The organism is Allobosea massiliensis (assembly GCF_042655245.1).
Classification (GTDB): domain Bacteria; phylum Pseudomonadota; class Alphaproteobacteria; order Rhizobiales; family Beijerinckiaceae; genus Allobosea; species Allobosea massiliensis.
Map to the genome: position 1 here is coordinate 64,363 of NZ_JBHSLU010000018.1, position 20,235 is coordinate 84,597.

Annotated in this window: 24 protein-coding genes; 15 read left to right on the forward strand and 9 right to left on the reverse strand. The window is 66.0% G+C overall.

Going from position 1 to position 20,235, the window contains the following annotated elements:
* Nucleotides 1–110 precede the first annotated feature (110 nt).
* From ACFPN9_RS10020 to ACFPN9_RS10085, 14 genes are all read left to right on the forward strand, one after another.
* Nucleotides 111–1,346, forward strand: coding sequence for a metal-dependent hydrolase family protein (locus tag ACFPN9_RS10020; protein WP_066720212.1), 1,236 nt, complete (start codon nt 111–113; stop codon nt 1,344–1,346).
* 103 nt (nt 1,347–1,449) lie between these two features.
* The gene (locus ACFPN9_RS10025) at nt 1,450–2,268 is read left to right on the forward strand and encodes an ABC transporter permease (RefSeq protein ID WP_066720215.1); all 819 of its coding nucleotides are present in this window, start codon (nt 1,450–1,452) and stop codon (nt 2,266–2,268) included.
* A gap of 4 nt (nt 2,269–2,272) precedes the next feature.
* The gene (locus ACFPN9_RS10030) at nt 2,273–3,331 is read left to right on the forward strand and encodes an ABC transporter ATP-binding protein (RefSeq protein ID WP_066720218.1); all 1,059 of its coding nucleotides are present in this window, start codon (nt 2,273–2,275) and stop codon (nt 3,329–3,331) included.
* Nucleotides 3,332–3,370: 39 nt separating this feature from the next.
* Nucleotides 3,371–4,417, forward strand: coding sequence for an ABC transporter substrate-binding protein (locus ACFPN9_RS10035; protein WP_066720222.1), 1,047 nt, complete (start codon nt 3,371–3,373; stop codon nt 4,415–4,417).
* Nucleotides 4,418–4,550: 133 nt separating this feature from the next.
* Nucleotides 4,551–5,423 (forward strand): ABC transporter permease, encoded by an 873-nt coding sequence (locus tag ACFPN9_RS10040; protein WP_066720225.1) that lies wholly within the window; start codon nt 4,551–4,553, stop codon nt 5,421–5,423.
* 74 nt (nt 5,424–5,497) lie between these two features.
* A complete protein-coding gene (locus ACFPN9_RS10045; protein ID WP_066720227.1) occupies nt 5,498–5,686 on the forward strand; it encodes a twin transmembrane helix small protein in 189 nt (62 codons plus the stop codon).
* Between the two features lie 173 nt (nt 5,687–5,859).
* Nucleotides 5,860–6,456: an acyloxyacyl hydrolase gene (locus ACFPN9_RS10050; protein ID WP_066720230.1), complete on the forward strand. Its 597-nt coding sequence runs from the start codon at nt 5,860–5,862 to the stop codon at nt 6,454–6,456.
* A 75-nt stretch (nt 6,457–6,531) separates the two neighbouring features.
* Nucleotides 6,532–7,113 (forward strand): cob(I)yrinic acid a,c-diamide adenosyltransferase, encoded by a 582-nt coding sequence (locus ACFPN9_RS10055; RefSeq protein WP_066720232.1) that lies wholly within the window; start codon nt 6,532–6,534, stop codon nt 7,111–7,113.
* Between the two features lie 8 nt (nt 7,114–7,121).
* The gene (locus tag ACFPN9_RS10060; protein ID WP_066720234.1) at nt 7,122–7,817 is read left to right on the forward strand and encodes a rhomboid family intramembrane serine protease; all 696 of its coding nucleotides are present in this window, start codon (nt 7,122–7,124) and stop codon (nt 7,815–7,817) included.
* A gap of 176 nt (nt 7,818–7,993) precedes the next feature.
* Nucleotides 7,994–8,743, forward strand: a complete 750-nt coding sequence (locus ACFPN9_RS10065; protein WP_066720290.1) for an electron transfer flavoprotein subunit beta/FixA family protein — start codon at nt 7,994–7,996, stop codon at nt 8,741–8,743.
* 4 nt (nt 8,744–8,747) lie between these two features.
* Nucleotides 8,748–9,695, forward strand: coding sequence for an electron transfer flavoprotein subunit alpha/FixB family protein (locus ACFPN9_RS10070; RefSeq protein WP_066720243.1), 948 nt, complete (start codon nt 8,748–8,750; stop codon nt 9,693–9,695).
* Nucleotides 9,696–9,859: 164 nt separating this feature from the next.
* Complete coding sequence (locus tag ACFPN9_RS10075) at nt 9,860–10,756, forward strand: 3-hydroxybutyryl-CoA dehydrogenase (protein WP_082733278.1); 897 nt, start codon at nt 9,860–9,862, stop codon at nt 10,754–10,756.
* A 207-nt stretch (nt 10,757–10,963) separates the two neighbouring features.
* On the forward strand, nt 10,964–11,521 hold the full coding sequence (locus ACFPN9_RS10080; RefSeq protein WP_066720294.1) for an HNH endonuclease: 558 nt from the start codon (nt 10,964–10,966) through the stop codon (nt 11,519–11,521).
* Nucleotides 11,522–12,023: 502 nt separating this feature from the next.
* Complete coding sequence (locus ACFPN9_RS10085; RefSeq protein WP_066720251.1) at nt 12,024–12,350, forward strand: YnfA family protein; 327 nt, start codon at nt 12,024–12,026, stop codon at nt 12,348–12,350.
* A gap of 117 nt (nt 12,351–12,467) precedes the next feature.
* Here ACFPN9_RS10085 and ACFPN9_RS10090 read toward each other — a convergent pair whose 3' ends face one another.
* The 5 genes from ACFPN9_RS10090 to ACFPN9_RS10110 form a co-directional block, all read right to left on the reverse strand.
* The gene (locus ACFPN9_RS10090) at nt 12,468–13,283 is read right to left on the reverse strand and encodes an ABC transporter permease (RefSeq protein WP_066720254.1); all 816 of its coding nucleotides are present in this window, start codon (nt 13,281–13,283) and stop codon (nt 12,468–12,470) included.
* Nucleotides 13,280–14,236, reverse strand: coding sequence for an ABC transporter permease (locus ACFPN9_RS10095; protein ID WP_066720257.1), 957 nt, complete (start codon nt 14,234–14,236; stop codon nt 13,280–13,282). The genes ACFPN9_RS10090 and ACFPN9_RS10095 overlap by 4 nt, the downstream gene beginning before the upstream one ends.
* A 7-nt stretch (nt 14,237–14,243) precedes the next feature.
* Entirely contained in the window at nt 14,244–15,776 is a 1,533-nt protein-coding gene (locus ACFPN9_RS10100; RefSeq protein ID WP_066720259.1) for an ABC transporter substrate-binding protein, read from the reverse strand.
* A gap of 101 nt (nt 15,777–15,877) precedes the next feature.
* Nucleotides 15,878–16,327, reverse strand: a complete 450-nt coding sequence (gene nikR, locus ACFPN9_RS10105; RefSeq protein WP_066720262.1) for a nickel-responsive transcriptional regulator NikR — start codon at nt 16,325–16,327, stop codon at nt 15,878–15,880.
* 146 nt (nt 16,328–16,473) lie between these two features.
* Entirely contained in the window at nt 16,474–17,202 is a 729-nt protein-coding gene (locus ACFPN9_RS10110; protein WP_066720265.1) for an SOS response-associated peptidase, read from the reverse strand.
* Here ACFPN9_RS10110 and ACFPN9_RS10115 point away from each other — a divergent pair.
* Entirely contained in the window at nt 17,201–17,446 is a 246-nt protein-coding gene (locus ACFPN9_RS10115; RefSeq protein WP_067255157.1) for a hypothetical protein, read from the forward strand. The genes ACFPN9_RS10110 and ACFPN9_RS10115 overlap by 2 nt on opposite strands.
* A gap of 1 nt (nt 17,447) precedes the next feature.
* On the opposite strand, the gene ACFPN9_RS10120 is transcribed toward ACFPN9_RS10115, so the two are convergent.
* From ACFPN9_RS10120 to ACFPN9_RS10135, 4 genes are read right to left on the reverse strand one after another with little or no spacing between them, the layout of a single operon-like run.
* A complete protein-coding gene (locus ACFPN9_RS10120; protein ID WP_067255153.1) occupies nt 17,448–17,768 on the reverse strand; it encodes a hypothetical protein in 321 nt (106 codons plus the stop codon).
* Nucleotides 17,765–18,055 (reverse strand): hypothetical protein, encoded by a 291-nt coding sequence (locus tag ACFPN9_RS10125; protein ID WP_066734681.1) that lies wholly within the window; start codon nt 18,053–18,055, stop codon nt 17,765–17,767. Before ACFPN9_RS10125 ends, ACFPN9_RS10120 begins: the two co-directional genes overlap by 4 nt.
* On the reverse strand, nt 18,055–19,335 hold the full coding sequence (locus ACFPN9_RS10130; protein WP_066720269.1) for a Y-family DNA polymerase: 1,281 nt from the start codon (nt 19,333–19,335) through the stop codon (nt 18,055–18,057). The genes ACFPN9_RS10125 and ACFPN9_RS10130 overlap by 1 nt, the downstream gene beginning before the upstream one ends.
* Nucleotides 19,332–19,754 (reverse strand): LexA family protein, encoded by a 423-nt coding sequence (locus ACFPN9_RS10135; RefSeq protein ID WP_066720296.1) that lies wholly within the window; start codon nt 19,752–19,754, stop codon nt 19,332–19,334. The genes ACFPN9_RS10130 and ACFPN9_RS10135 overlap by 4 nt, the downstream gene beginning before the upstream one ends.
* Nucleotides 19,755–20,235 lie beyond the last annotated feature (481 nt).

The window sequence follows — 20,235 nt, forward strand, 5'->3', positions numbered from 1 at the left end:
CCGGTCGTCCCGGTCCCACACCGGCAGCGATGGACAAGCCCGATAAAGTTCTCAATATATCAGCAGCTGAAGGGTGCGCGTCGATCGGGCGCCCAACATGGAGAAGCGCCATGGCGCCGCTGCTGTTCAGGAACTTCCAGCTCCTTGAACCGGATTTCGGCGAGGTGCGCGCCGGTTACGAACTGCTGGTCGAGGGTGAGACGATCCGCGAGCTCTCCGACAGCCCGATCCGGTCGGACTCGGCGGAGATCATCGACTGCGGCGGGCGCACGTTGATGCCGGGGCTGATCGACAGCCATGTCCACGTCTTCCTCTCGGAAGTCGTCATCCGCTCGATGGAGAGCATGCCGCTGACGCTGATGACGGCGCGCGCCATCGGCCTGATGAAGGGCATGATCGACCGCGGCTTCACCACGGTACGCGACACCGGCGGCGCCGATTGGGGCATCAAGGAGGCTGTCGAAAAGGGGCATGTCTCGGCACCGCGCCTCTTCATCGCAGGCCAGGCGATCGGCCCCACCGGTGGCCACAGCGACCCGCGTCGGCGCACCGACTTCGGCTCGCGCTGCAACTGCTGCAACGCCATGGCCTATACGATGAACGTCTCGGACGGCGTGTCCTCCGTGCGCAAATCGGTCCGTGAGCAGATGCGGCTCGGCGCCGACCACATCAAGATCATGATGTCGGGCGGCGTCGCCTCCCCCTACGATCCGCTCGACTCGCTGCAGTTCAGCCTCGATGAGGTCCGCACCGCCGTCGAGGAAGCGGCCGCCTTCGGCCGCTATGTCTGCGCTCATGCCTACACGCCCGAAGCGATCACCCGCGCCGCCCAGTGCGGCGTACGCGCCATCGAACACGGCAACCTGATCGACGATGCCGCGGCGAAGCTGATGGCCGAGAAGGGCATGTTCCTCACCGCCAATCTCGTCGCCTATTACGCGATGAAGGAGCGTGCCGCAGAATTCGGCATGAATGGCGACATGCTCGCCAAGAACGATCTCGTCATCGACGGCGGCCTCCGCTCGCTAGAGATCTGCAAGCGCGCCGGCGTGCCGGTCGCCTATGGCTCTGACCTGCTCGGCCAGCTCCAGGTCGACCAGTCGCGCGAATTCCTGCTGCGGCGGGAGGTTCTCTCGCCGATCGAGATCATCCGCTCAGCCACCACCGTCGGAGCCCAGCTCCTGCGTATGGAAGGCAAGCTTGGCACGCTGCGTGCTGGGGCTTATGCGGATATGATCCTGGTCGACGGCAACCCGCTGGAAGACCTGGCCCTTCTGCAGGACCAGGGAGCCCGGCTGCCGGTGATCATGAAAGGCGGCGCGTTCCACAAGAACACGCTCCAGTGAAAGCAGATTGAATGCGCAGGACAGCACGCCGTCGTTCTGGGCCGGCCCGGCTCGGCTTCGGCCGGAATGATCGCCTTCAGCCCGGCCTCGCCGGAGACGCCGCATGAGCGCCGCCACCCGCCCGAGCCTGGGCCGCATCGCGCTCAACGCGGCCGCGGGCCTGTCTCTGCTCTACATCCTGTTGCCGCTGATCTTCGTCACCTGGCTCGCCTTCTTCCGGCAGGAGATCCCCTCCTTCCCGCCGGAAGGCTATTCGCTGAAGTGGTTTTCGGCCGCCGCCAACAACCAGCCCTTCATCAACGGCTTCCTGCTCAGCCTTCAGGTCGGCGTCTCCGCCACGCTGATCGGCCTTTTGCTGGGCGTGCCCGCGAGCCTCGCACTGGTCCGCCATCGGATCGTGCTGGGGCCCGCCTTCAACACGCTGCTGCTGCTGCCGCTGGTCATGCCGGGCATCGTGCTCGGTACGGCGACCTACGTCTTCCAGATCGAGACCGAAATCGCGACCGGCCTGCCGGTCATGGGCTCGCTTGGCGGTCTTATCGCCGCTCATACCCTCGTCGTCATTCCCTGGGTGGTCAGGCTCGTCACGGCCAGCTTGGTCGGCTTCGACCGCACGATCGAGGAAGCGGCGCAGAACCTCGGCGCCGGCCCCTTCACCACATTCCGGCGCGTGACGCTGCCCAGCATCCGTCCCGGCATCGTCGCGGCGGGGCTCTTCGGCTTCGTCACCTCGTTCGGCAATCTGGAGATGAGCCTGTTCCTGGTCGGACCCGGCCGGACGACCCTGCCCATCGCCATCCTGCAATATCTCGAATGGAAGATCGATCCGACCGTGGCCGCAGCATCCCTGATCCAGATCGTCCTGATCGCCGTCGCGATGATCGTGACCGACCGTTACGTCAAGCTGAGCCGGGTGGTCTGAGATCATGGCGCGGCTTTCGATCGAGAATCTCCGCAAGACCTATGGCGACCTGACCGTCGTCAACAATGTCGATATCGACATCGCCGATGGCGAGTTCCTCGTCCTGCTCGGCCCGTCGGGCTGCGGCAAAACGACGACGCTGCGCATGGTCGCCGGCTTCATCGCTCCCAGCGCCGGCAGGATCGCGATCGGCGATCGTGAGGTCACGGCGCTGCCGCCCTGGAAGCGCAATTGCGGCCTCGTCTTCCAGAGCTATGCGCTCTTCCCGCATATGACGGTGGCGGAGAACGTCGCCTTCGGGCTGGAGATGCGCAAGATCCCGCCGGCCGACCGGGCGCCGCGCGTCGCCGAGGCACTGCGCCTCGTCCAGCTCGCCGGCTTCGACGAGCGCTATCCGCGCCAACTCTCCGGAGGCCAGCAGCAGCGCGTCGCGCTCGCCCGCGCCCTCGCCATGGAGCCGGACGTGCTGCTCCTCGACGAGCCGCTGTCCAATCTCGACGCCAAGCTGCGCCAGGAGGTCCGGGTCGAGATCCGAGACCTGCAGCGCAAGCTCGGCCTGACCACGATCATGGTCACCCACGACCAGGAGGAGGCGCTGACCATGGCCGACCGTCTGGTCGTCATGGAAAAGGGCGAGGTCCGCCAGATCGGCACCCAGCGCGAGCTCTATGAGCGGCCGGCCGACCGCTTCGTCGCCGGTTTCATCGGTCGCAGCGCCTTCCTCGACGGCGAGATCGTGGCACCCGGTCGCTTCCGGACGAAAGGCGGCGTCACGATCGGCTGCGCGGCCGCGACCGGCGCGGGCGCGGCGACGCTTGCCCTGCGCCCCGAACGCATCGCCGTCGGCGGCGAGGCGCAGGGGCTTCACAACCATTTCGAGGCGCGCGTCGAGCACGCCTCCTATCTCGGCGCGATCCTCGAGATCGACGTCGGCCTGTCCGGTCATGACCGGATGCTGCTGCAGATCCCGAACAAGGCCGGCACCGCCGAGCCGAAGCCGGGCGAGACCATCACCATAGGCTGGGCCGAAGACGCCGGGCTCGTTTATCCGCGCGAAGCCTGATCTCGGGTTTCGACGGGCGTCCAACAGGGGAGTAAAACCATGGCCACTTTCGACAGACGCGATCTTCTCAAGGGCGCCGGCGCCGTCGCTCTCGCCTCCGGGCTCGGCATGCCGGCCCTCGCCCAGGCTGCCGGCAGGGTCGTCGTCGGAACCTGGGGCGGCGACTATGCCCGCCTGCTGACCAAGAACATCGAGGACCCCTTCCTGAAGTCCAAGGGCATGGAAGTGGTGCAGGATCAGGCTGGCGACGCGCCCCGTCGCGCCAAGATGGTCGCCGAGCGCCGCCTCCCGCGCGGGACGGTCGACATTCAGGGCCTGTCCGCTGCCAACATGTTCGAGATGAACGAGGCCGGCGTCATCGAGACGATCGACTACGCCAAGATCCCGAACGCCAAGAATCTCATCCCCGCGATGAAGTATCCCTATGGCGTCGGTCACATCTATTCGGGCAACGTGGTGATCTACAATCCCAAGGTCATTACGGCAGCCCCGACCGGTTTCAAGGACTGGCTCGACCCCAAGCACGGCAACAAGATCGGCTTCATCGACATCCAGTACCAGTCGATCATGATCGCGGCCTCGCTCGCCGGCACCAATGGCGCCAGCATGAACGACCTCGACAAGGCGAAGGAGGTGCTGATGGCGGTCAAGAAGGCCGGCGCCCGCGTCTACCCGACGAACGAGGCCTTCGCCGCCGCGATGAAGAACGAGGAGATCGGCATCAGCGCGATCTGGAAGGCGCGCGTCGTCCAGTGGCAGAACGCCGGCATCCCCTGCGAGGCCGTCGCTCCCGTCGAAGGCATCCCGATCTATGTCTCGGGCTTCGTCATCCAGAAGAACGCGCCCAACAAGGACAACGCCTACGCCTATATGAACGCGATGCTCGAGAAGGCCGCTCAGGAGGCCTTCGCGGTCGACATGGGCTACAACGGCACCGTCACCGGGCTGAATGTGGCGCCCGACCTGCAGAAGCGCATCGGCTTCACCCCCGAGGAGGAGAAGAAGCTGCGCGACCTCGACTACGCCTTCCTCGCCAAGAACGATTCGGCGATGAAGGAATGGTGGGACAAGGTCTTCAAGGCGTGATGAACAGGGCTGGCACGTCATTCTCGGGCGGCGCTCCGCGCCGACCCGAGAAGCTCATCACGATGAAGGCGCGGTGGTCCGCGTCCGCGTCCGGGGATGCTCGGGTCGAGCCCGAGCATGACGGAGCCACGCCATGAGCACCACCGCTCCGGAACCCGTCGCGGGCGCGCGCACCGGCCTTGCCGGACTGCTCGTCGTGCCGGCGACGCTCTTCGTCGCGATCGGGCTGCTCGGCCCGATCGCGATCCTCTTCCGTTATTCGCTGAACCAGTTCATTCCCGGCCAGTTCATGGTCGACGGGCTGACGATCGAGAACTACGTCAAGTTCTTCACCGATAGCTATTACCTTACCGTGCTGGCCCGCACCGTCCGCGTCGCCGTCGTCTGCACCGTCGCCTGCCTCGTGATGGGCTTTCCGCTCGCCTATGTGCTGGCCCGGACCCAGAGCCGCTTCAAGAACCTGCTGATCATCGCCGTCGTCCTGCCGCTCTTCGTCGGCAACGCCGTGCGCGCCGCCGGCTGGATGACCGCCTTCGGCAGCAAGGGCGCGCTCAACGCCTCGCTGATGGGGCTGGGCCTGATCGACCAGCCGCTCGAGATCATGTTCACCGAGAACGCCGTCCTCATCGGCATCGTCGCGGTCAACCTGCCCTTCATGGTGCTGACCCTGCAGAGCGTGATCGAGGGCATCCCGCGCAATGTCGAGGAGGCTGCCTTCAGCCTCGGCGCCGGCCCGGCGGCGATGTTCCGCCGCGTGCTCTGGCCGCTGGCGCTGCCCGGCATCCTCGCCGGCACGATCCTGACCTTCATCCTGGCGATGAACGCCTATGCCACGCCGGTCCTGCTTGGTGGCCCGAAGTTCCAGATGATGGGGCCGCTGGTCTATGGTCAGTTCGCCCAGCAGAACAACTGGCCCTTCGGCGGCGCGATCTCGTTCATTCTGATGACCGCGACCATCCTGCTGACGGTGGCCGCCAATCTGATCGTTCAGAGGCGCTATCGCTGAGGCCGCCTGCGGCGCAGCGTCACTGGCGCCGGCCGGCGCTGGTCAAGCAGGCGGCAGCATCTTAAGGGGTCGGCATGACATTCAGCGGTACTCTCGTCCCCGTCGCCGTCGGTGCGGTCGCCGTGGTCCTCGTCCTTGGCCTCGCCAACATGCTGCGGGGCGGCAGCGCCAACACCTCGCAGACGCTGATGCGTCTGCGCGTCGTGCTGCAATTCGTCGCGATCCTCGTCATCCTGTTCGTGCTGTGGTGGCGCAGCGGCTGACCGCCCGATCAGCCAGCCCCCATCCCCAGATTTTGCAAACCATTGACCGAAAACGGCTTTCTCGTGGTTGCGGCAGCAACGGAAGGACGTTTGCCGCAATCGCGCCATAATCCGGTCACGAGTCTTTGGGCATCGTTAAACCTGGTTCCGCCGACAAGAAGTTCAGATCGCTCATGGTTCGCGTCGCGTCGCTGCTCGCTCTCGGTTGTCTGGCAGTCTCGCCTCTCGCGGCGCAGACTCAGACCCTCCCCGCCGGGACTTCGAGCTACGCACCGGCCACCACATCTGCTCCCTCCCTCTCCTGGGAAGCGCGTATCGGAGGCGCCGTCGCCAATCCGGGCGGCAGCCGCGAGAGCGGTCTGGCGAATTTCAGCGGCGAAATCGCGACGCCGCGGCCCTTCACCCTCTCGGATCGCTTCGCCAACGCCTTCGTCCCGCGTTTTCATCTCGGCGCGAGTGCGAATTTCAACGGCACGCGTTACGCCTATGCCGGTGCGACCTGGACCGTCGATCTGAGCCGGACGGTCTTCGTCGAGGCCAGCCTGGGTGCCGCCGTCAACGACGGCAAGACCGGCTCCGTGGTCCCCGAAAACCGCCTCAATCTCGGCTGCAACGCTGGCACGCGCGAGGCGGCGGCGCTGGGCGTGCGCCTGAACGACCGCTGGAGCCTGGTCGCGACGCTGGAGCATTTCAGCACCGCCGGCTGCTCGGACCGCACCCAGCCCAAGGGGCCGGCCAATATCGGCGCCCGCCTCGGCTACAGCTTCTGACACGGGGCGTTTCGCCGCTCTCGCTCCCGCGCGAAGGCCGCTTCCGTCCCGCCCGCGCCGCGCTATAAGGCGCTCATGGTCAAGCTCAACCGAATCTACACGCGCACCGGCGACGACGGCACCACGGGGCTCGCCGCGGGTCCGCGCCGGCCGAAATATGATCTGCGCGTCGCGGCCTATGGTACGGTCGACGAGACCAATGCCTGCATCGGCATCGCGCGTCTTCACGCCGCCAGCGAGGATGCCGAGCTGGACGCGATGCTCGGCCGCATCAGCAACGATCTTTTCGATCTCGGTGCCGATCTCTCGACGCCGGACACCGGGACGCCCCCGGCCTACGAGCCCCTGCGGATCGTGCCGGCGCAGGTCGAGCGCATCGAGGCCGATATCGATCGGCTGAACGAACATCTCGCGCCGCTGCGCTCCTTCGTCCTGCCAGGCGGCACACCGGCGGCAACCCATCTGCATCTCGCGCGCACCGTCAGCCGCCGCGCCGAGCGGCTGATGACGGAACTCGCCCAGACGCCCGGGGAGATCGTCGGGGCGCCGGCCCTGCACTACATCAACCGGCTCTCGGACTTCCTCTTCGTCGCCTCGCGCCATCTCAACGCCAGGGCCCAGGGCGACGTGCTCTGGGTGCCCGGCCAGAACCGCTAGCGGGCCGCGTGTTCATTCCCCTGCATGACGGCGTGCCGCTGCGCTACATGCGCGCGCCCTATGTCACGCATGTCCTGATCGCGCTCTGCGTCCTGCTTTATCTGCTGCTGACCCTGCGCGAGAGCGAGACCGGCCAGATCGCGATCGCCGCCGGCTTCGGGCTGATACCCTCCGTGCTGTTCGGAACGGCCCAGCTCCCTCCCGAATTGCTGCAGGCGCCCGCTTGGCTGACGCCGCTGAGCAACGTCTTCCTGCATCTCGGCTTCGCCCATCTCATCGGCAACATGCTGTTCCTGTTCGTCTTCGGCGACAATGTCGAGGACGCGATGGGCCATGCACGGTTCCTGCTGTTCTTCTGCCTCTGCGGCCTCGGCGGCTCGCTCGCCCATGCGCTGATCAACCCCGCCTCCGAACAGCCGTTGATCGGTGCTTCAGGCGCGATCTCCGGCGTCATCGCGGCCTATCTGATGCTCTATCCCCGCGTTCGCATCTGGGGGCTCGCCTTCAACTGGATTCCGCTGCGGATCACCGCGCTTTATGCCATCATTGCCTGGGTGCTGTTCCAGCTCGTCCAGGCCCTGCTCGACCCGGACGGCCATGTCGGCTGGTGGGCCCATCTCGGCGGGCTGGCCACCGGCGTCGCGCTCACGCCCGTCTTCATTCATCGCCAGGCGCGCCTGTTCGGCCGCCCGGCACGGGGTTGAGGGGTGCGTTTGGGCATCGTGGATGGGCCATTCGCGGCGTTGACAAGCGCAAACGGCCGTCGTTACGGTCCGACCGCATTCGAGCCGAGAGCCGCGATGCCGCCATCCTGCCGCCGCATGCGGCGACGCCCCGGATGCGGCGGGACCAGCCTCTTTTCTGAACGGTGATGACGACGATGAAGATCCTTGTGCCCGTCAAGCGGGTTGTCGACTACAACGTGAAGATCCGGGTGAAGGCGGACGGCTCGGGCGTCGAACTCGCCAACGTCAAGATGTCGATGAACCCCTTCGACGAGATCGCGGTCGAAGAGGCGCTGCGGCTGAAGGAAGCCGGCAAGGCGACCGAGGTCGTCGTGGTCTCGATCGGACCGGCGCAGGCCGCCGAGACGATCCGCACCGGGCTCGCCATGGGCGCCGACCGCGGCATCCTGGTGAAGGTCGAGGGCACGGTTGAGCCGCTGTCGGTCGCCAAGCTCCTCAAGAAGGTCGTCGAGCAGGAGAGCCCCGGCCTCGTCATTCTCGGCAAGCAGGCGATCGACGACGACTGCAACCAGACCGGCCAGATGCTGGCCGCGCTGCTGGGCTGGCCGCAGGGCACCTTCGCCTCCAAGGTCGAGCTCGGCGCTGATGCGGTCGATGTCACCCGCGAGGTCGATGGCGGCCTGCAGACCGTCTCGCTCAAGCTGCCGGCGATCGTCACCACCGATCTGCGGCTGAACGAGCCGCGCTACGCTTCGCTGCCCAACATCATGAAGGCCAAGAAGAAGCCGCTCGACGAAACCTCGGCCGAGGCGCTCGGCGTCGATGTCGCGCCGCGCCTGACGGTGCTCAAGACCGTCGAGCCCGCCGGCCGTTCCGCCGGCATCAAGGTCGGCTCCGTCGCCGAACTCGTGTCCAAGCTCAAGACCGAAGCGGGAGTTCTCTGAGATCATGACGACGCTGCTTCTCGCCGAGCACGACAACAAGAGCCTCAACGAGGCCACCCGCAAGGCCCTGACGGCCGCCAAGGCGCTCGGTGCGCCGGTCCATATCCTCGTCGCCGGCCAGGGCGCACAGGCCGTGGCCGACGCCGCCGCGAAGCTCGACGGTGTCGAGAAGGTGCTGCTGGCCGACGACGCGGCCCTCGGCCATCATCTCGCCGAGCCGCTGGCCGCGCTGATCGTCTCCCTCGCAGGCGGCTATGACGCCATCGTCGCGGCCGGCACCACCGCGGGCAAGAATGTCGCGCCCCGCGTCGCCGCCCTGCTCGACGTGATGCAGGTCTCGGAGATCACCAAGGTCGTCTCGCCCGACACCTTCGAGCGGCCGATCTATGCCGGCAACGCCATCCAGACTGTCCAGTCGTCCGACGCCAAGAAGGTCATCACCGTGCGTGGCGCCTCCTTCGCCGCCTCGGCCGACGGCTCCGCCACTGCCCCGGTCGAGGCCGTCGCGGCTGCGCCGCAGGACGGCTCCTCCAGCTTCAAGGGCGAGGAGGTCGCCAAGTCGGATCGTCCCGAGCTGGCCTCGGCCAAGATCATCATCTCGGGTGGTCGCGCGCTCGGCTCCGCGGAGGCCTTCGCCAAGGTCATCGAGCCGGTCGCCGACCGGCTCGGCGCGGCCATGGGCGCCTCGCGCGCCGCGGTCGACGCCGGCTACGCGCCGAACGACTGGCAGGTCGGCCAGACCGGCAAGGTCGTGGCGCCGGATCTCTACATCGCCGTCGGCATCTCGGGCGCGATCCAGCATCTCGCCGGCATGAAGGATTCGAAGGTCATCGTCGCCATCAACAAGGACGAAGAGGCCCCGATCTTCCAGATCGCCGACTACGCCCTCGTCGGCGATCTCTTCACCCTGCTGCCCGAGCTCGACGCCGAACTCGCCAAGCTCGGCAAGTAAGGGACGGGGTCGGGAGCAGGGACAGGTTCGGCTAGGCCGCGCGGGCGGGACTTTCCCCCGGCGGCCACTCTGGCACTGTGCTACGCCTGCGATAGATATATGAAGAAGCTGCCCGTTGCGGCAGCCCGCATCCGCCTCCGACAAGAGCGGCGGCGACACCGGAGATGGAAGACACCATGTCGGCTCAGGCGATCAGGACGATCGGCATCATCGGCGCGGGCCAGATGGGCAACGGCATTGCTCATGTGGCCGCGGTTGCCGGCTTCGACGTCAAGCTGCATGACGTCGCCGAGGAGCGCATCAAGGCGGCTCTCGCCACGATCGACGGCAACATGGCGCGCCAGGTCGCCAAGGGCGCGATCGGCGACGAGATCCGCCGCGACGCCATGGCCAAGATCGCGCCGGCCCCCGGCCTCGAGGGCCTCGCCGACTGCGACCTCGTCATCGAGGCTGCGACGGAGAACGAGGAGACCAAGCGCAAGATCTTCACCGCCGTCTGCCAGCACATCAAGCCCGAGGCGATGTTGGCCTCCAACACCTCCTCGATCTCGATCACACGCCTCGCGGCCGCGACCGACCGGCCCGAGCGCTTCATCGGCATCCATTTCATGAATCCCGTGCCGCTGATGCAGCTCGTCGAGCTGATCCGCGGCATCGCCACCGACGATCAGACCTTCGAACTCGCCAAGGAGTTCGTCGGCAAGCTGCACAAGACCGTCTCGGTCTCCGAGGACTTCCCGGCCTTCATCGTCAACCGCATCCTGCTGCCGATGATCAACGAGGCGGTCTACACGCTTTATGAGGGCGTCGGCTCGGTCGAGGCGATCGACACCGCGATGAAGCTCGGCGCGAACCATCCGATGGGCCCGCTGCAGCTCGCCGACTTCATCGGCCTCGACACCTGCCTCTCGGTCATGCAGGTGCTTCATGACGGCCTGGCAGACTCGAAGTACCGCCCCTGCCCGCTCCTGGTGAAATATGTCGAGGCCGGCTGGCTCGGCCGCAAGACCAAACGCGGATTCTACGATTATCGCGGCGAGAAGCCGGTTCCGACGCGCTGAGCCCGCCGTCATGCTCGGGCGCGACCCGGGCATGTCTCCCCGCAGCATCCTGCACCAGACGGTCGAGCCCAGCCCGACCCCGACGGCTGTGGCGGCCCAATCGCCGCACCCCTTCACATTCCTGTCGTGCCGCGCTTACATTGATGTCCGTGCGGGATTCGTCTCGCATGTGAAAGCGGAGGTGCGGCGGGTTTGACGGCGCATGTGATGCATCCGATGGCCTCGCCGGATGGCTGTCCGGCTCTGGTCCTGAATGCCGATTTTCGGCCGCTGAGCTATTATCCGCTCTCCCTCTGGAGCTGGCAGGACGCGATCAAGGCGGTCTTCATGGACCGCGTGAACATCGTCTCCGAATACGACACGGTCGTCCGCAGCCCGAGCTTCGATATGCGGCTGCCCTCGGTGGTCTCGCTGAAGACCTATATCAAACCCTCGCGCACCCCGGCCTTCACCCGCTTCAACGTCTTCCTGCGCGACCGTTTCGCCTGCCAGTATTGCGGCGCCCGCGACGAGCTCACCTTCGACCATGTCATCCCGCGCTCGAAGGGCGGGCTCACCACCTGGGAGAACGTGGTCGCCGCCTGCTCGCCCTGCAATCTGCGCAAGGGCGACAAGATGCCTGCCGCGGTCGACATGTTTCCGATGCAGAAGGCCTACGCGCCGACGATCAACGACCTGCACCGCAACGGCAAGCTCTTCCCGCCGAACTACCTCCACGAGAGCTGGCTCGACTATCTCTACTGGGACTCCGAACTGGAGCCGTGAGGCGCAGCACACCCGCGCGCTGTGGTGCACCCCATATCAGCGCCATTCTCCCTATAAGACCGCTATATCCTACCCCAAAAGTCTGCGTTGAGCGTAACTGCAACGCCCCACCGAAGACGAGCGCGAGCCTAGGTACGGGCCCCGTCTTCAGAGGCACCCGCCCTTCAAAGATGCCAGCCGGTTGGTGCCAATCTGATCATCGCTCGCGAGCAAAAGCTGGATGACGGCGGTAGTCGCGGGGAAGCCTCAGACTCCGGACGTGGCCCCTAGCCGACGCCTGGAACGTCTGCTCCCGGGCAATCCAATTCGCGTGGCGCCCGCGACGGCCGAATCTGGCGCTTCTCGTTCATAAAGCGTCATATGTAGACAACGCTGATGTCCTGTTGGGTAGACCGGCCCGACTGCTGACTTGTTGTGGAGGTCGAACGTCTGCAACGATGATCGGATTGCTTTGGTTCGATTTCCAAGCGCCAGCCGCCTTCGATCACGTCACGAACCGCCCATGAAAACCTACGTTACGTTTGCCGCCGCAGCCTTGGCCGAGATCGCGGGCTGCTTCGCCTTCTGGGCTTGGCTTCGGCACGATAAATCCTGGGTTTGGCTGATACCGGGCTTGTTGGCCCTCGCGGTGTTCGCCTACCTATTGACGCTGGCGGAGACTGATGCAGCGGGGCGCTCCTACGCGGCGTACGGTGGGGTCTACATCTTTGCCGCAGTTGCGTGGCTTTGGGCCGTCGAGGGGCAGCGCCCCGATCGCTGGGACATCCTCGGGGTCGCCATATGCCTGGTCGGTAGTGCCATCATGATCTTCGCTCCTCGCAGCGCCTAAGTACGCCGCGATCAAAAGCGCGAAGGATCGATGGCCAAACACCATTCCATTTCTGCGAGGAGACGCATCGCAGGAACGCTGGGCGGTTCACAACGGCCAGGGCTTTCTCCGCGAGCACTACGAAGCGAGCAGGCCCGCGAGCGCGTTGTCGCGACGGCGTGACAGCGAGCGGGCGATGGCGAGAGCCAGGGCCGTCAGCGCGAACAGGAACAGGCCGGGCACGATGGCGAGCCAGGGCGCGCGGGAGAAGTAGGGCCGGGCTTCGGCGATCATCGCACCCCATTCCGGCGCTGGAGGCTGGATGCCGACGCCGAGAAAGCCGAGCGCGGCGATGTTCAGAATCGTGTGGCCGAACTGGAGCGCGATCAGGCCGGCAAGCATCGGCAGAATCTGCGGCACGACATGGCGGCTGAGCACATAGGCCGAGGAACCGCCAGCGACGCGGGCCGCCGTCACGAACTCGCGCTCGCGCAGCGAGAATGCGGCAGCGCGGGCGATGCGGGCGTACTTGACCCAGCCGGTCAGGCCTAGAGCCAGGATCAGCGGCAGGGCGCCGCCACCGAGATACACCGCGAGGATCAACGCGATGATGATCTGCGGCAGCGCGGTCAGCACGTCCATGCCGAAGATCAGCGCGCGATCGACACGGCCGGCGAACTCGGCGGCGACAACGCCGACGGCAAGCCCCGTGGCGAAGGACATGGCTACGATCGCCGAGGACAGGCCGATGTCGAGCAGGAAGCCATGGGCGATGCGCGCCAGCACGTCGCGGCCGAGCTGGTCGGTCCCGAGTGGGAAGGCAAGGCTCGGCGCCTCCAGGCTGTTGCGCAGGGAGGCGTCGATCGGATCGAGCGTCAGCCCGTATGCGACCGGCACGGCGAGCAACAGCGCGATCACGAGGATCGCCCAAGGCGGGCGATGCAGGCGGCTCACGAGCCAGCCCTCGCCAGCCTGATGCGGGGATCGATCCGTGCGACGATGAGATCGGCGATCAGGTTCGCCAGTGCGACCGCCAGCGCGATCACGGCGATCGCGCCGAGGAAGGCCGGGCCGTCATGGCTGTCGAGCGCATCGGTGAGGTAGGCACCGAGCCCGGGGATCGAGAACAGCCGCTCGACCACGACCACGCCACCGATCAGGAAGGCGAACTGCAAGGCGAGATAGGGCACGAGCGGCACGAGCGCATTCGGCAGGGCGTGGATGGTGAAGATCGCAGCCTCGCTCAGCCCCTTGGCGCGGGCAGTGTCGATATGCGGCGCGGCATAGGCCTCGTCCAGCGCGCCATCGAGCAGGATCGCGTTGAAGCCGAACTGGCCGAGCGCCAGCACCGCGACCGGCAGCACCAGATGCGCCCAGCTTTCGAAACCTGAGACCGGCAGCCAGTCGAGCCGCACGGCGAAGAGGATGATCAGCAGAACGCCGACGTAGAAAGACGGCAGCGCGATCGCGCCGATGGCGATGGCCTCGATGGCCGCCCCCGTCTTCCGGCTCTGCGCGCGCCGCTTCAGCGCAACCAGGGCCAGTGTCAGCGTGAGGCTGGTGATTGTTGCGAGCGCGGCGAGAAGAGCCGTCGCCGAAAGCCGCCAGCCGAGCTCGGTGAGGACCGGACGGCCGGTGCGGATCGAGTTGCCGAGATCGCCGGTCAACGCCGCCAGCAGCCAGCGGCCATACTGCACGAGGATCGGTGCATCGAGCCCGAACCGTTCGGCGATGCGCGCGACATCGGCGCCGGAGACGGCCGCCGTCTGGTCCTGAATGAAGATGCGCGTCAGGATGATTTGCGCCGGCTCGCCGGGAACGAGGCGCAGCAGGACATAGGTCAGGAAGGTCGCGGCCAGCACCGTCGCGCCGGCGAGCGCAACCCTCCTGATGAGATAGGCAACCATCGACTGGTCAGGGCGCCAGCTTCATCCGAGGATCGAGCATGTAGTCATGCGCGATCGGGTTGAAGGCGTAGTTGGTGACGCCCGGCTTCATCACGACGTTGACGCCGTAATGCGCGATGGTGAGGCACGGCTCCTCCTCGGCGGCGATGCGTTGGACGAGGTTGTAGGCGGCGCTGCGCTCGCCTTCGTCGCGGGTGGTGGCCGCAGTCGCCAGCGCCTCGTCAACCTTGGGGTTGGCATAGCCCCAGGTGTTGGTGGCGCCCTTCGAGTGGTAGGTCTGGCGCAGGTAGAAGTCGGGATGCGGATACATTGCCGAGGCTAGCGCTGCGAGGCGGGCATCGCCCGGCTTCATCTCCTTGGCGATGGCCGAGAACGTCGTGACCTTGATCTCGACCGCGACGCCGAGCTTGCGCAGCTGGCTCTGGATCGCGCCGGCTATCGGCACCAGACCAGGGCGCTGCGGGTAGGTGAAGAGGGTGAAGGCGAGCGGCTTGCCGTCCTTTGTCATGGCACCGCCCGAGCCCGCGACATAGCCGGCCTCGGCCAGCAGCTTCTTAGCAGCAGCAAGGTCGGACTTCGGCACGGTGATCGACTTGTCGGCGAAGGCCATGGTGTCCGGGAAGGCCGATATGCCGGCGCGGCCCATACCGAACAGCACGTATTGCGCGATCTCCTCGCGATCGATCGCCCGCGACAGCGCCTTGCGCACGCGGACATCGGCGAAGGGCGTGTCCTTCAGGCTGCCGAAGTTGAGCACGTAGTTCCGCGCCGTGACGTTGCGCGAGACGGTGAAGCCCTTGGCCGCGAGCGTGTCGAGATCGCCATAGGGCACCTCGGAGGTGAAATCGACGCTGCCCTTCTGCATCTCCAACGCCCGCGTCGTCGGGTCGGGGATGCCGCGGAAGGTGACCGCCGGTATGGAGGGCTTCTCGCCCCAATAGCCCTCGAAGCGCTCGACGGTGAAGCTCTGAGCCGCCGGCTGCCAGGCTGCAACCTTGAAGGGGCCGGTGCCGATCGGCCGCTCGATGGTCCCGTCAGGCATCTTGGGCGAGGCCGGCGAGACGATGGCCGCGCTGGCGTAGACCAGAGCGGCGGGCAGTGCCGGGAAGGGCTCGGAGGTGGTGATGACGACGGTCACCGAATCCCGCGCGGCCAATTCGGCGATCTTGATGTAGCTCCTGACCGTGCCGCTTCGCTCCAGCGCGGCCTTGAGGCTAACGACCACGGCCTCTGCCGTCAGCGGCGAGCCGTCATGGAAGGTCACGCCCGGCCGCAGCTTGAAGACCCAGACCGTGTCGCTCTCGCGAGTCCAGGAGGTGGCGAGGCCCGGCGCCAGGGTGAAATCCGGATTGCCGGCCACCATTGTCTCGGTGACCATCGCCTTTTCCTTCATCAGGGTGCCGTCCTGCGTCGGGTCGAGCGTCGGGATCTCCCAGATCTCGGCGACGCGCAGCGGCTTCTCCTGCGCGAGGGTGGCAGAGGCGGTGACGAGGGCGGCGGCCAGGACGAGCCCGAGCGAGCGGAAGGACGAGAGCAGCATCGCCGAAAAGCCTCGGTATGATGTTTCTATAGGAAACTCATACGATGGTGCTGGCGTGCTGTATCGCTCAAATGTTGGGCAGGCAGCTGAGCCGCCGCCGGTCAATGCTCGTGGTCGTGTGGGTGGCTATGGGCGTGCGAGTGCTCTGGCGCGTCGGGCTCCGGCAGCAGGTGCAGATGCCCATGCCGGACACCGCGCTGGCTGATGACGCCGTCCGCGAAGGCGCGGACATTGCCGCTCGGCCCACGCAGCACGGACACCTCCAGGCATTCGTGCCTGTCGAGATGGACATGTAGCGTCGCAACCGAGAGGTCATGATGGTCGTGCTGCTGGTTGGTCAGGCGCCGCGCCAGGTCGCGGGTCTCATGGTCGTAGACATAGGACAACGTCGCAACGCAGGGCGCCTCGGGAGAAGCCGCGGCCTCTGCCTGTGCTGCCTCGCGGACCATGTCGCGGATCGCCTCGGAGCGGCTGCCGTAGCCCTTCGCCGCGCTCAGCCGATCCACGAAAGCGAGAAGATCGGCGTCGATCGTGATCGTGATGCGTTCCATCGGACCTTCGTCGGCGATCGTCGAGGCTCGGTCAATCACCGCCTTCCATCAACGATCGCATGTCCGCTTGAGGGCCACGTCCGAATGTCAGGACCTGGCGCCATCTCGCTGGGCCAGCGGCCCGGCGCTTCTGGCAAACCGATCGTCTAACCTGAAAGCGCTTCATCCCTCTTTCCGCCGCGCTGAACCACCTGCAAAGCGCCGTCTGGCATCGGTCGTTGAAGCGCCTTGGCTTGCTCCCAGGGTGCCGTCATCCAGATCTCGACCTCCTCCGGCCGCGTCAGGATCACCGGCATAGCCTTGGGGTGGATGGCGCCGACCTCCGCATTGGGAACCGTAGTAAGGAAGGCGTAGAGGTCGGTCGTCTCAAGGCCGGTCTTGATCTTCCTGACGCCTGTCCAACCTGCCGTCCAGATTCCGGCAAAGAAGGCGAGCGGGCGGTCTTCCCCGAGCGCGAACCAGACATCTTGCTTCGCTGCGTGATCGAACTCGCTGAACGATGTCAGAGGCACCACGCAGCGGTTTGCCACGCCCAGCCATGGCTTCCAGTGCGACGAAGCGGTGTTGCGGACGTTGGTTGTTCCACCGTCCGGCTCCATGCGCAGGAGCTCGTCGAAGTCGACCGCCTTTCCCTTGGCCTCCAGCTTTCCGGCACGCTTCTTCGCAGCCTCGAAGATCGCCTTTTTCGAGGACGGCATTCCCCAGCGGACCATGGCGAGCTCACGCACGCCGTCAGCAGCATTTCTGACGATCGGCGCGGGATAGTCCGGAAAGATACCGGGAAGCGGCGGCAGGTTGCCTGTGGTGTCCCGCATGGCCCGCGCCATGTCGCGGATCGCTTGCTGGCCCTTCGTCATCGCGTAAAGATTGCACATGCTGTTGTCCTGGCTCGCCCGCCGCCGCGCATATCAGGCTCTCATCGACGCCGAGGCAACCCGGCTGGTCGATGCAGAAGGAGGAGCGGGCTATTACACAGCACGTCAAGTTGCGCGTCTTGCCCGCGAGCGCGGCGACGTTCCCACCGCGATGTTATTGAGCCGGGTCGCCCGCCAGGTCGCCGATCGAACCGGTTTGGTTCCCGGGCATTCCAAGATCGGGCGGCCCGAGGCCGAATGGTAGATCAGGACTTCAGTGAGGTTGCCCACTCTGCGTAGGGCGTGTTCTTCGCCAGATGGCGGTTGAGATCAGGCGTGCCGTCGTCCCACCAGACCGGACCGCGCTCGCCTAATGCGACCTTGGCCGCATCGACAGCCTTTCGAGCGGCGCCGAGATCTCCATTCCCGCGCTTGGCCTCTTTCACGGCCCGACGAGCGTCCATCAGTTCGGCGACGAGCCGATGACGACGCTCCTCAGGAATGGCTGGGTTCGTGGACCGCCACAGCCGCCCGGCGACCAGGAAGTACCGGCCATCGGGCGTGGTCGGATAGGAGCGGCCGCTCAATCTGGATACTCGCGCGCCAGCCGCTCATAAGCGTCCTCGTCCGCGACGTCGCGGGACATGGCTTGCTCAATCTCGCGATCATCGACAAGGACGCCGCCGAAGTGGCCGATGAAGGCCCGCGCCAGACGTTGGTCTTCGAACGCGATACGGATCGTCTCCGAACCCGCGAAGCGGTCCAGTACCCGAAAGCTAATCTCCCAGTCTGCGCACCAGCTTTCGATCCGCCGGAGCCGCCCAGCGGCGTCCTTGGCCGTAAGCTTCATCTCAACCTGATGATCGAACCCCATCATGCTCTCCCGATCACGGGCACTTCCTCCAGCCGCGTCGTGTACCGCGGCGACCGCATCTCGAACTTCGTGACCCAGGCCTTCTTCTGGCGAGCAATCCCTGCCGCCGCGGGGAAGACAACGCCTCGTCCCAGTTTCCGGTTGCAGGCGTCCAAGGCCTCCATCAGTCGGCCGGACTTCTCCCGATCGAGGGCGCCGATCAGCGCCGGCTGCGAGGCCTCCAGCGGCACGAGGTCGACCGTCATCAGCCCGGCCTTGGCGTAGCGGTACCCAGACTTCCAGATCCGCCGCGCCCCCCACTTGGCCGCGCGGACGAGCGCGAGCGTGTCGTTGCTCGCCTCGGGGAAATCGACGGTGGTCGAGACGGAGCGCGAGGGCCCGCGATCGTGCGGCGACGTGTGGAAGCAGACCGTGACGTGGTCCGTTGCCAGACCATGATGACGCAGCTTCTCGCCGAGCCTCGTCGCATGGGCGGCAAGGGCTTCCTGCATCATGTCCAGGCTCTCGACGCGGCCCGCGAAGCTTCGCGTGACGGCGCAGCCCTTCCGGGTTGGCGCCACGCTCTCAAGGTCGATGCAGGGCGTTCCCCGAAGCTCATGGATGATGCGCTCACCGACGACAGTCAGGCTCTTCCGGGCGAGCTTGGGATCGAGCCCGGCGACGTCGGCGGCGGTCCGACACCCGAAGGCGGCGAGCTTGGCCTGGCTCGCGCGGCCAATGCCCCAGACATCCTCGAGATTGACCAGCGGCAGCCATTCCAACCGGGCCTCATCACTGGTGAGGTCGCAGACACCGCGCAGCTGTGGCGTGCTCTTGGCGATCTTGTTGGCCAGCTTGGCCAGGGTCTTCGTCGGACCGATGCCGACGCACGTCGGAACGCCCGTCCAGGTCGAGACCGTCGAGCGCAGGTCCCGTCCCATTTCCTCGCGCTGCCCAGGTGCCACCGGGCTCATGTCGAGGAAGCTCTCGTCGATCGAGTACACCTCGATGTCGGAAGCGAACCGCTCATAGACGGCGTTCATCCGGCGGCTCATATCGCCATAAAGCGTGTAGTTCGACGAGAACACGACCACCCCCTCGCGCTGGCAGAGATCGCGGATCGTGAACATCGGCGCCCCCATCTTGATCCCGAGCGCCTTGGCTTCAGCCGTGCGCGCAACTGCGCAGCCGTCGTTGTTCGACAGCACGATCACCGGGCGCCGGCGCAGCTTCGGATCGAAGACCCGCTCGCAGGAGCAGTAGAAGCTGTTCCCATCGATCAGGGCGAAGGACCGGGTCATCGGCGGAAGCGCCGCACCGCGTTAGTCACGACGCCAAAGATATCGATCTCGGCATCCGGGCCAGGATCGTAATCGGGGTAGCGTCGGTTGCCGAAAGTCAGGGTCGATCGTCCTCCGACGATCCTGAAGACCTTGATGCTGCGCTCTCCATTGACGTCGACCACCACAGCGTCGCCGTCCTTCGGCACCAGGCTGCGGTCGACCGTGATCAGACTGCCGTCGAAGATGCCGACGTCGATCGCGCTATCGCCGGCAACCGTCATGATGAACGTCGCCGGGGCATTCTGGATAAGCGTTCTGGACAGATCGATCGGCTGGTCCAGATAGTCGTCTGCCGGGCTCGGGAAGCCCGCCCGGACCGCTTTCAGATAGACCGGCACGAAAATCGGGGGGCCGAGGACGGCGGGCGACATGTGCATCGGCATGAGCTCCTATTGTGAGAACATAATAGGAACATCAGTGTCGCGGCTGGGAGTCAATGTGGGGATTTCGCCACATGGGGCCTTGGCGATGTGGCGAGCCGCAAGCGGATGAGGATAGTCGCCTGGTGCGCTGGAATGTCAGCTTGATGGCAAAGCACCGACGTGACGAAGCGGCGCATCCGACCTGGGCGAGCGGCAGGCTGTTTTTGGCCCAAAGCCGACGTTTGGAGAGTCTGCTTTACGGCGACATCCCGGGATAGTGGCCGCTCCGAAACTCCTCCGTTCCTGACGCCGAATAATAGGTAGCTGAGATAATTTGCCGCTGCTCCAGCGGATAGCCTTGCGACGCCCCGACTGTTGCCTTTGCCGAATGCCGCTCGCGCGGGTCGTGTCCCTGCTGGTGGTGTAGCTTCGCAGAGCCACCGCGTGCCGGCTTTGGTCGGGCTGGTCAGGCGGCCACGGCTGGCAGGCTGACGAT

Coding starts and splice junctions, on each gene's coding strand:
- ACFPN9_RS10135 (WP_066720296.1), bottom strand. CDS start 19,754: ATGCACATGTCGCCCGCCGTCCTCGGCCCCCCGATTTTCGTGCCGGTC.
- ACFPN9_RS10075 (WP_082733278.1), top strand. CDS start 9,860: ATGGAAGACACCATGTCGGCTCAGGCGATCAGGACGATCGGCATCATC.
- ACFPN9_RS10070 (WP_066720243.1), top strand. CDS start 8,748: ATGACGACGCTGCTTCTCGCCGAGCACGACAACAAGAGCCTCAACGAG.
- ACFPN9_RS10115 (WP_067255157.1), top strand. CDS start 17,201: ATGCTGTTGTCCTGGCTCGCCCGCCGCCGCGCATATCAGGCTCTCATC.
- ACFPN9_RS10020 (WP_066720212.1), top strand. CDS start 111: ATGGCGCCGCTGCTGTTCAGGAACTTCCAGCTCCTTGAACCGGATTTC.
- ACFPN9_RS10110 (WP_066720265.1), bottom strand. CDS start 17,202: ATGTGCAATCTTTACGCGATGACGAAGGGCCAGCAAGCGATCCGCGAC.
- ACFPN9_RS10035 (WP_066720222.1), top strand. CDS start 3,371: ATGGCCACTTTCGACAGACGCGATCTTCTCAAGGGCGCCGGCGCCGTC.
- ACFPN9_RS10065 (WP_066720290.1), top strand. CDS start 7,994: ATGAAGATCCTTGTGCCCGTCAAGCGGGTTGTCGACTACAACGTGAAG.
- ACFPN9_RS10045 (WP_066720227.1), top strand. CDS start 5,498: ATGACATTCAGCGGTACTCTCGTCCCCGTCGCCGTCGGTGCGGTCGCC.
- ACFPN9_RS10030 (WP_066720218.1), top strand. CDS start 2,273: ATGGCGCGGCTTTCGATCGAGAATCTCCGCAAGACCTATGGCGACCTG.
- ACFPN9_RS10050 (WP_066720230.1), top strand. CDS start 5,860: ATGGTTCGCGTCGCGTCGCTGCTCGCTCTCGGTTGTCTGGCAGTCTCG.
- ACFPN9_RS10040 (WP_066720225.1), top strand. CDS start 4,551: ATGAGCACCACCGCTCCGGAACCCGTCGCGGGCGCGCGCACCGGCCTT.
- ACFPN9_RS10130 (WP_066720269.1), bottom strand. CDS start 19,335: ATGACCCGGTCCTTCGCCCTGATCGATGGGAACAGCTTCTACTGCTCC.
- ACFPN9_RS10055 (WP_066720232.1), top strand. CDS start 6,532: ATGGTCAAGCTCAACCGAATCTACACGCGCACCGGCGACGACGGCACC.
- ACFPN9_RS10095 (WP_066720257.1), bottom strand. CDS start 14,236: ATGGTTGCCTATCTCATCAGGAGGGTTGCGCTCGCCGGCGCGACGGTG.
- ACFPN9_RS10125 (WP_066734681.1), bottom strand. CDS start 18,055: ATGGGGTTCGATCATCAGGTTGAGATGAAGCTTACGGCCAAGGACGCC.
- ACFPN9_RS10080 (WP_066720294.1), top strand. CDS start 10,964: ATGCATCCGATGGCCTCGCCGGATGGCTGTCCGGCTCTGGTCCTGAAT.
- ACFPN9_RS10085 (WP_066720251.1), top strand. CDS start 12,024: ATGAAAACCTACGTTACGTTTGCCGCCGCAGCCTTGGCCGAGATCGCG.
- nikR (WP_066720262.1), bottom strand. CDS start 16,327: ATGGAACGCATCACGATCACGATCGACGCCGATCTTCTCGCTTTCGTG.
- ACFPN9_RS10025 (WP_066720215.1), top strand. CDS start 1,450: ATGAGCGCCGCCACCCGCCCGAGCCTGGGCCGCATCGCGCTCAACGCG.
- ACFPN9_RS10100 (WP_066720259.1), bottom strand. CDS start 15,776: ATGCTGCTCTCGTCCTTCCGCTCGCTCGGGCTCGTCCTGGCCGCCGCC.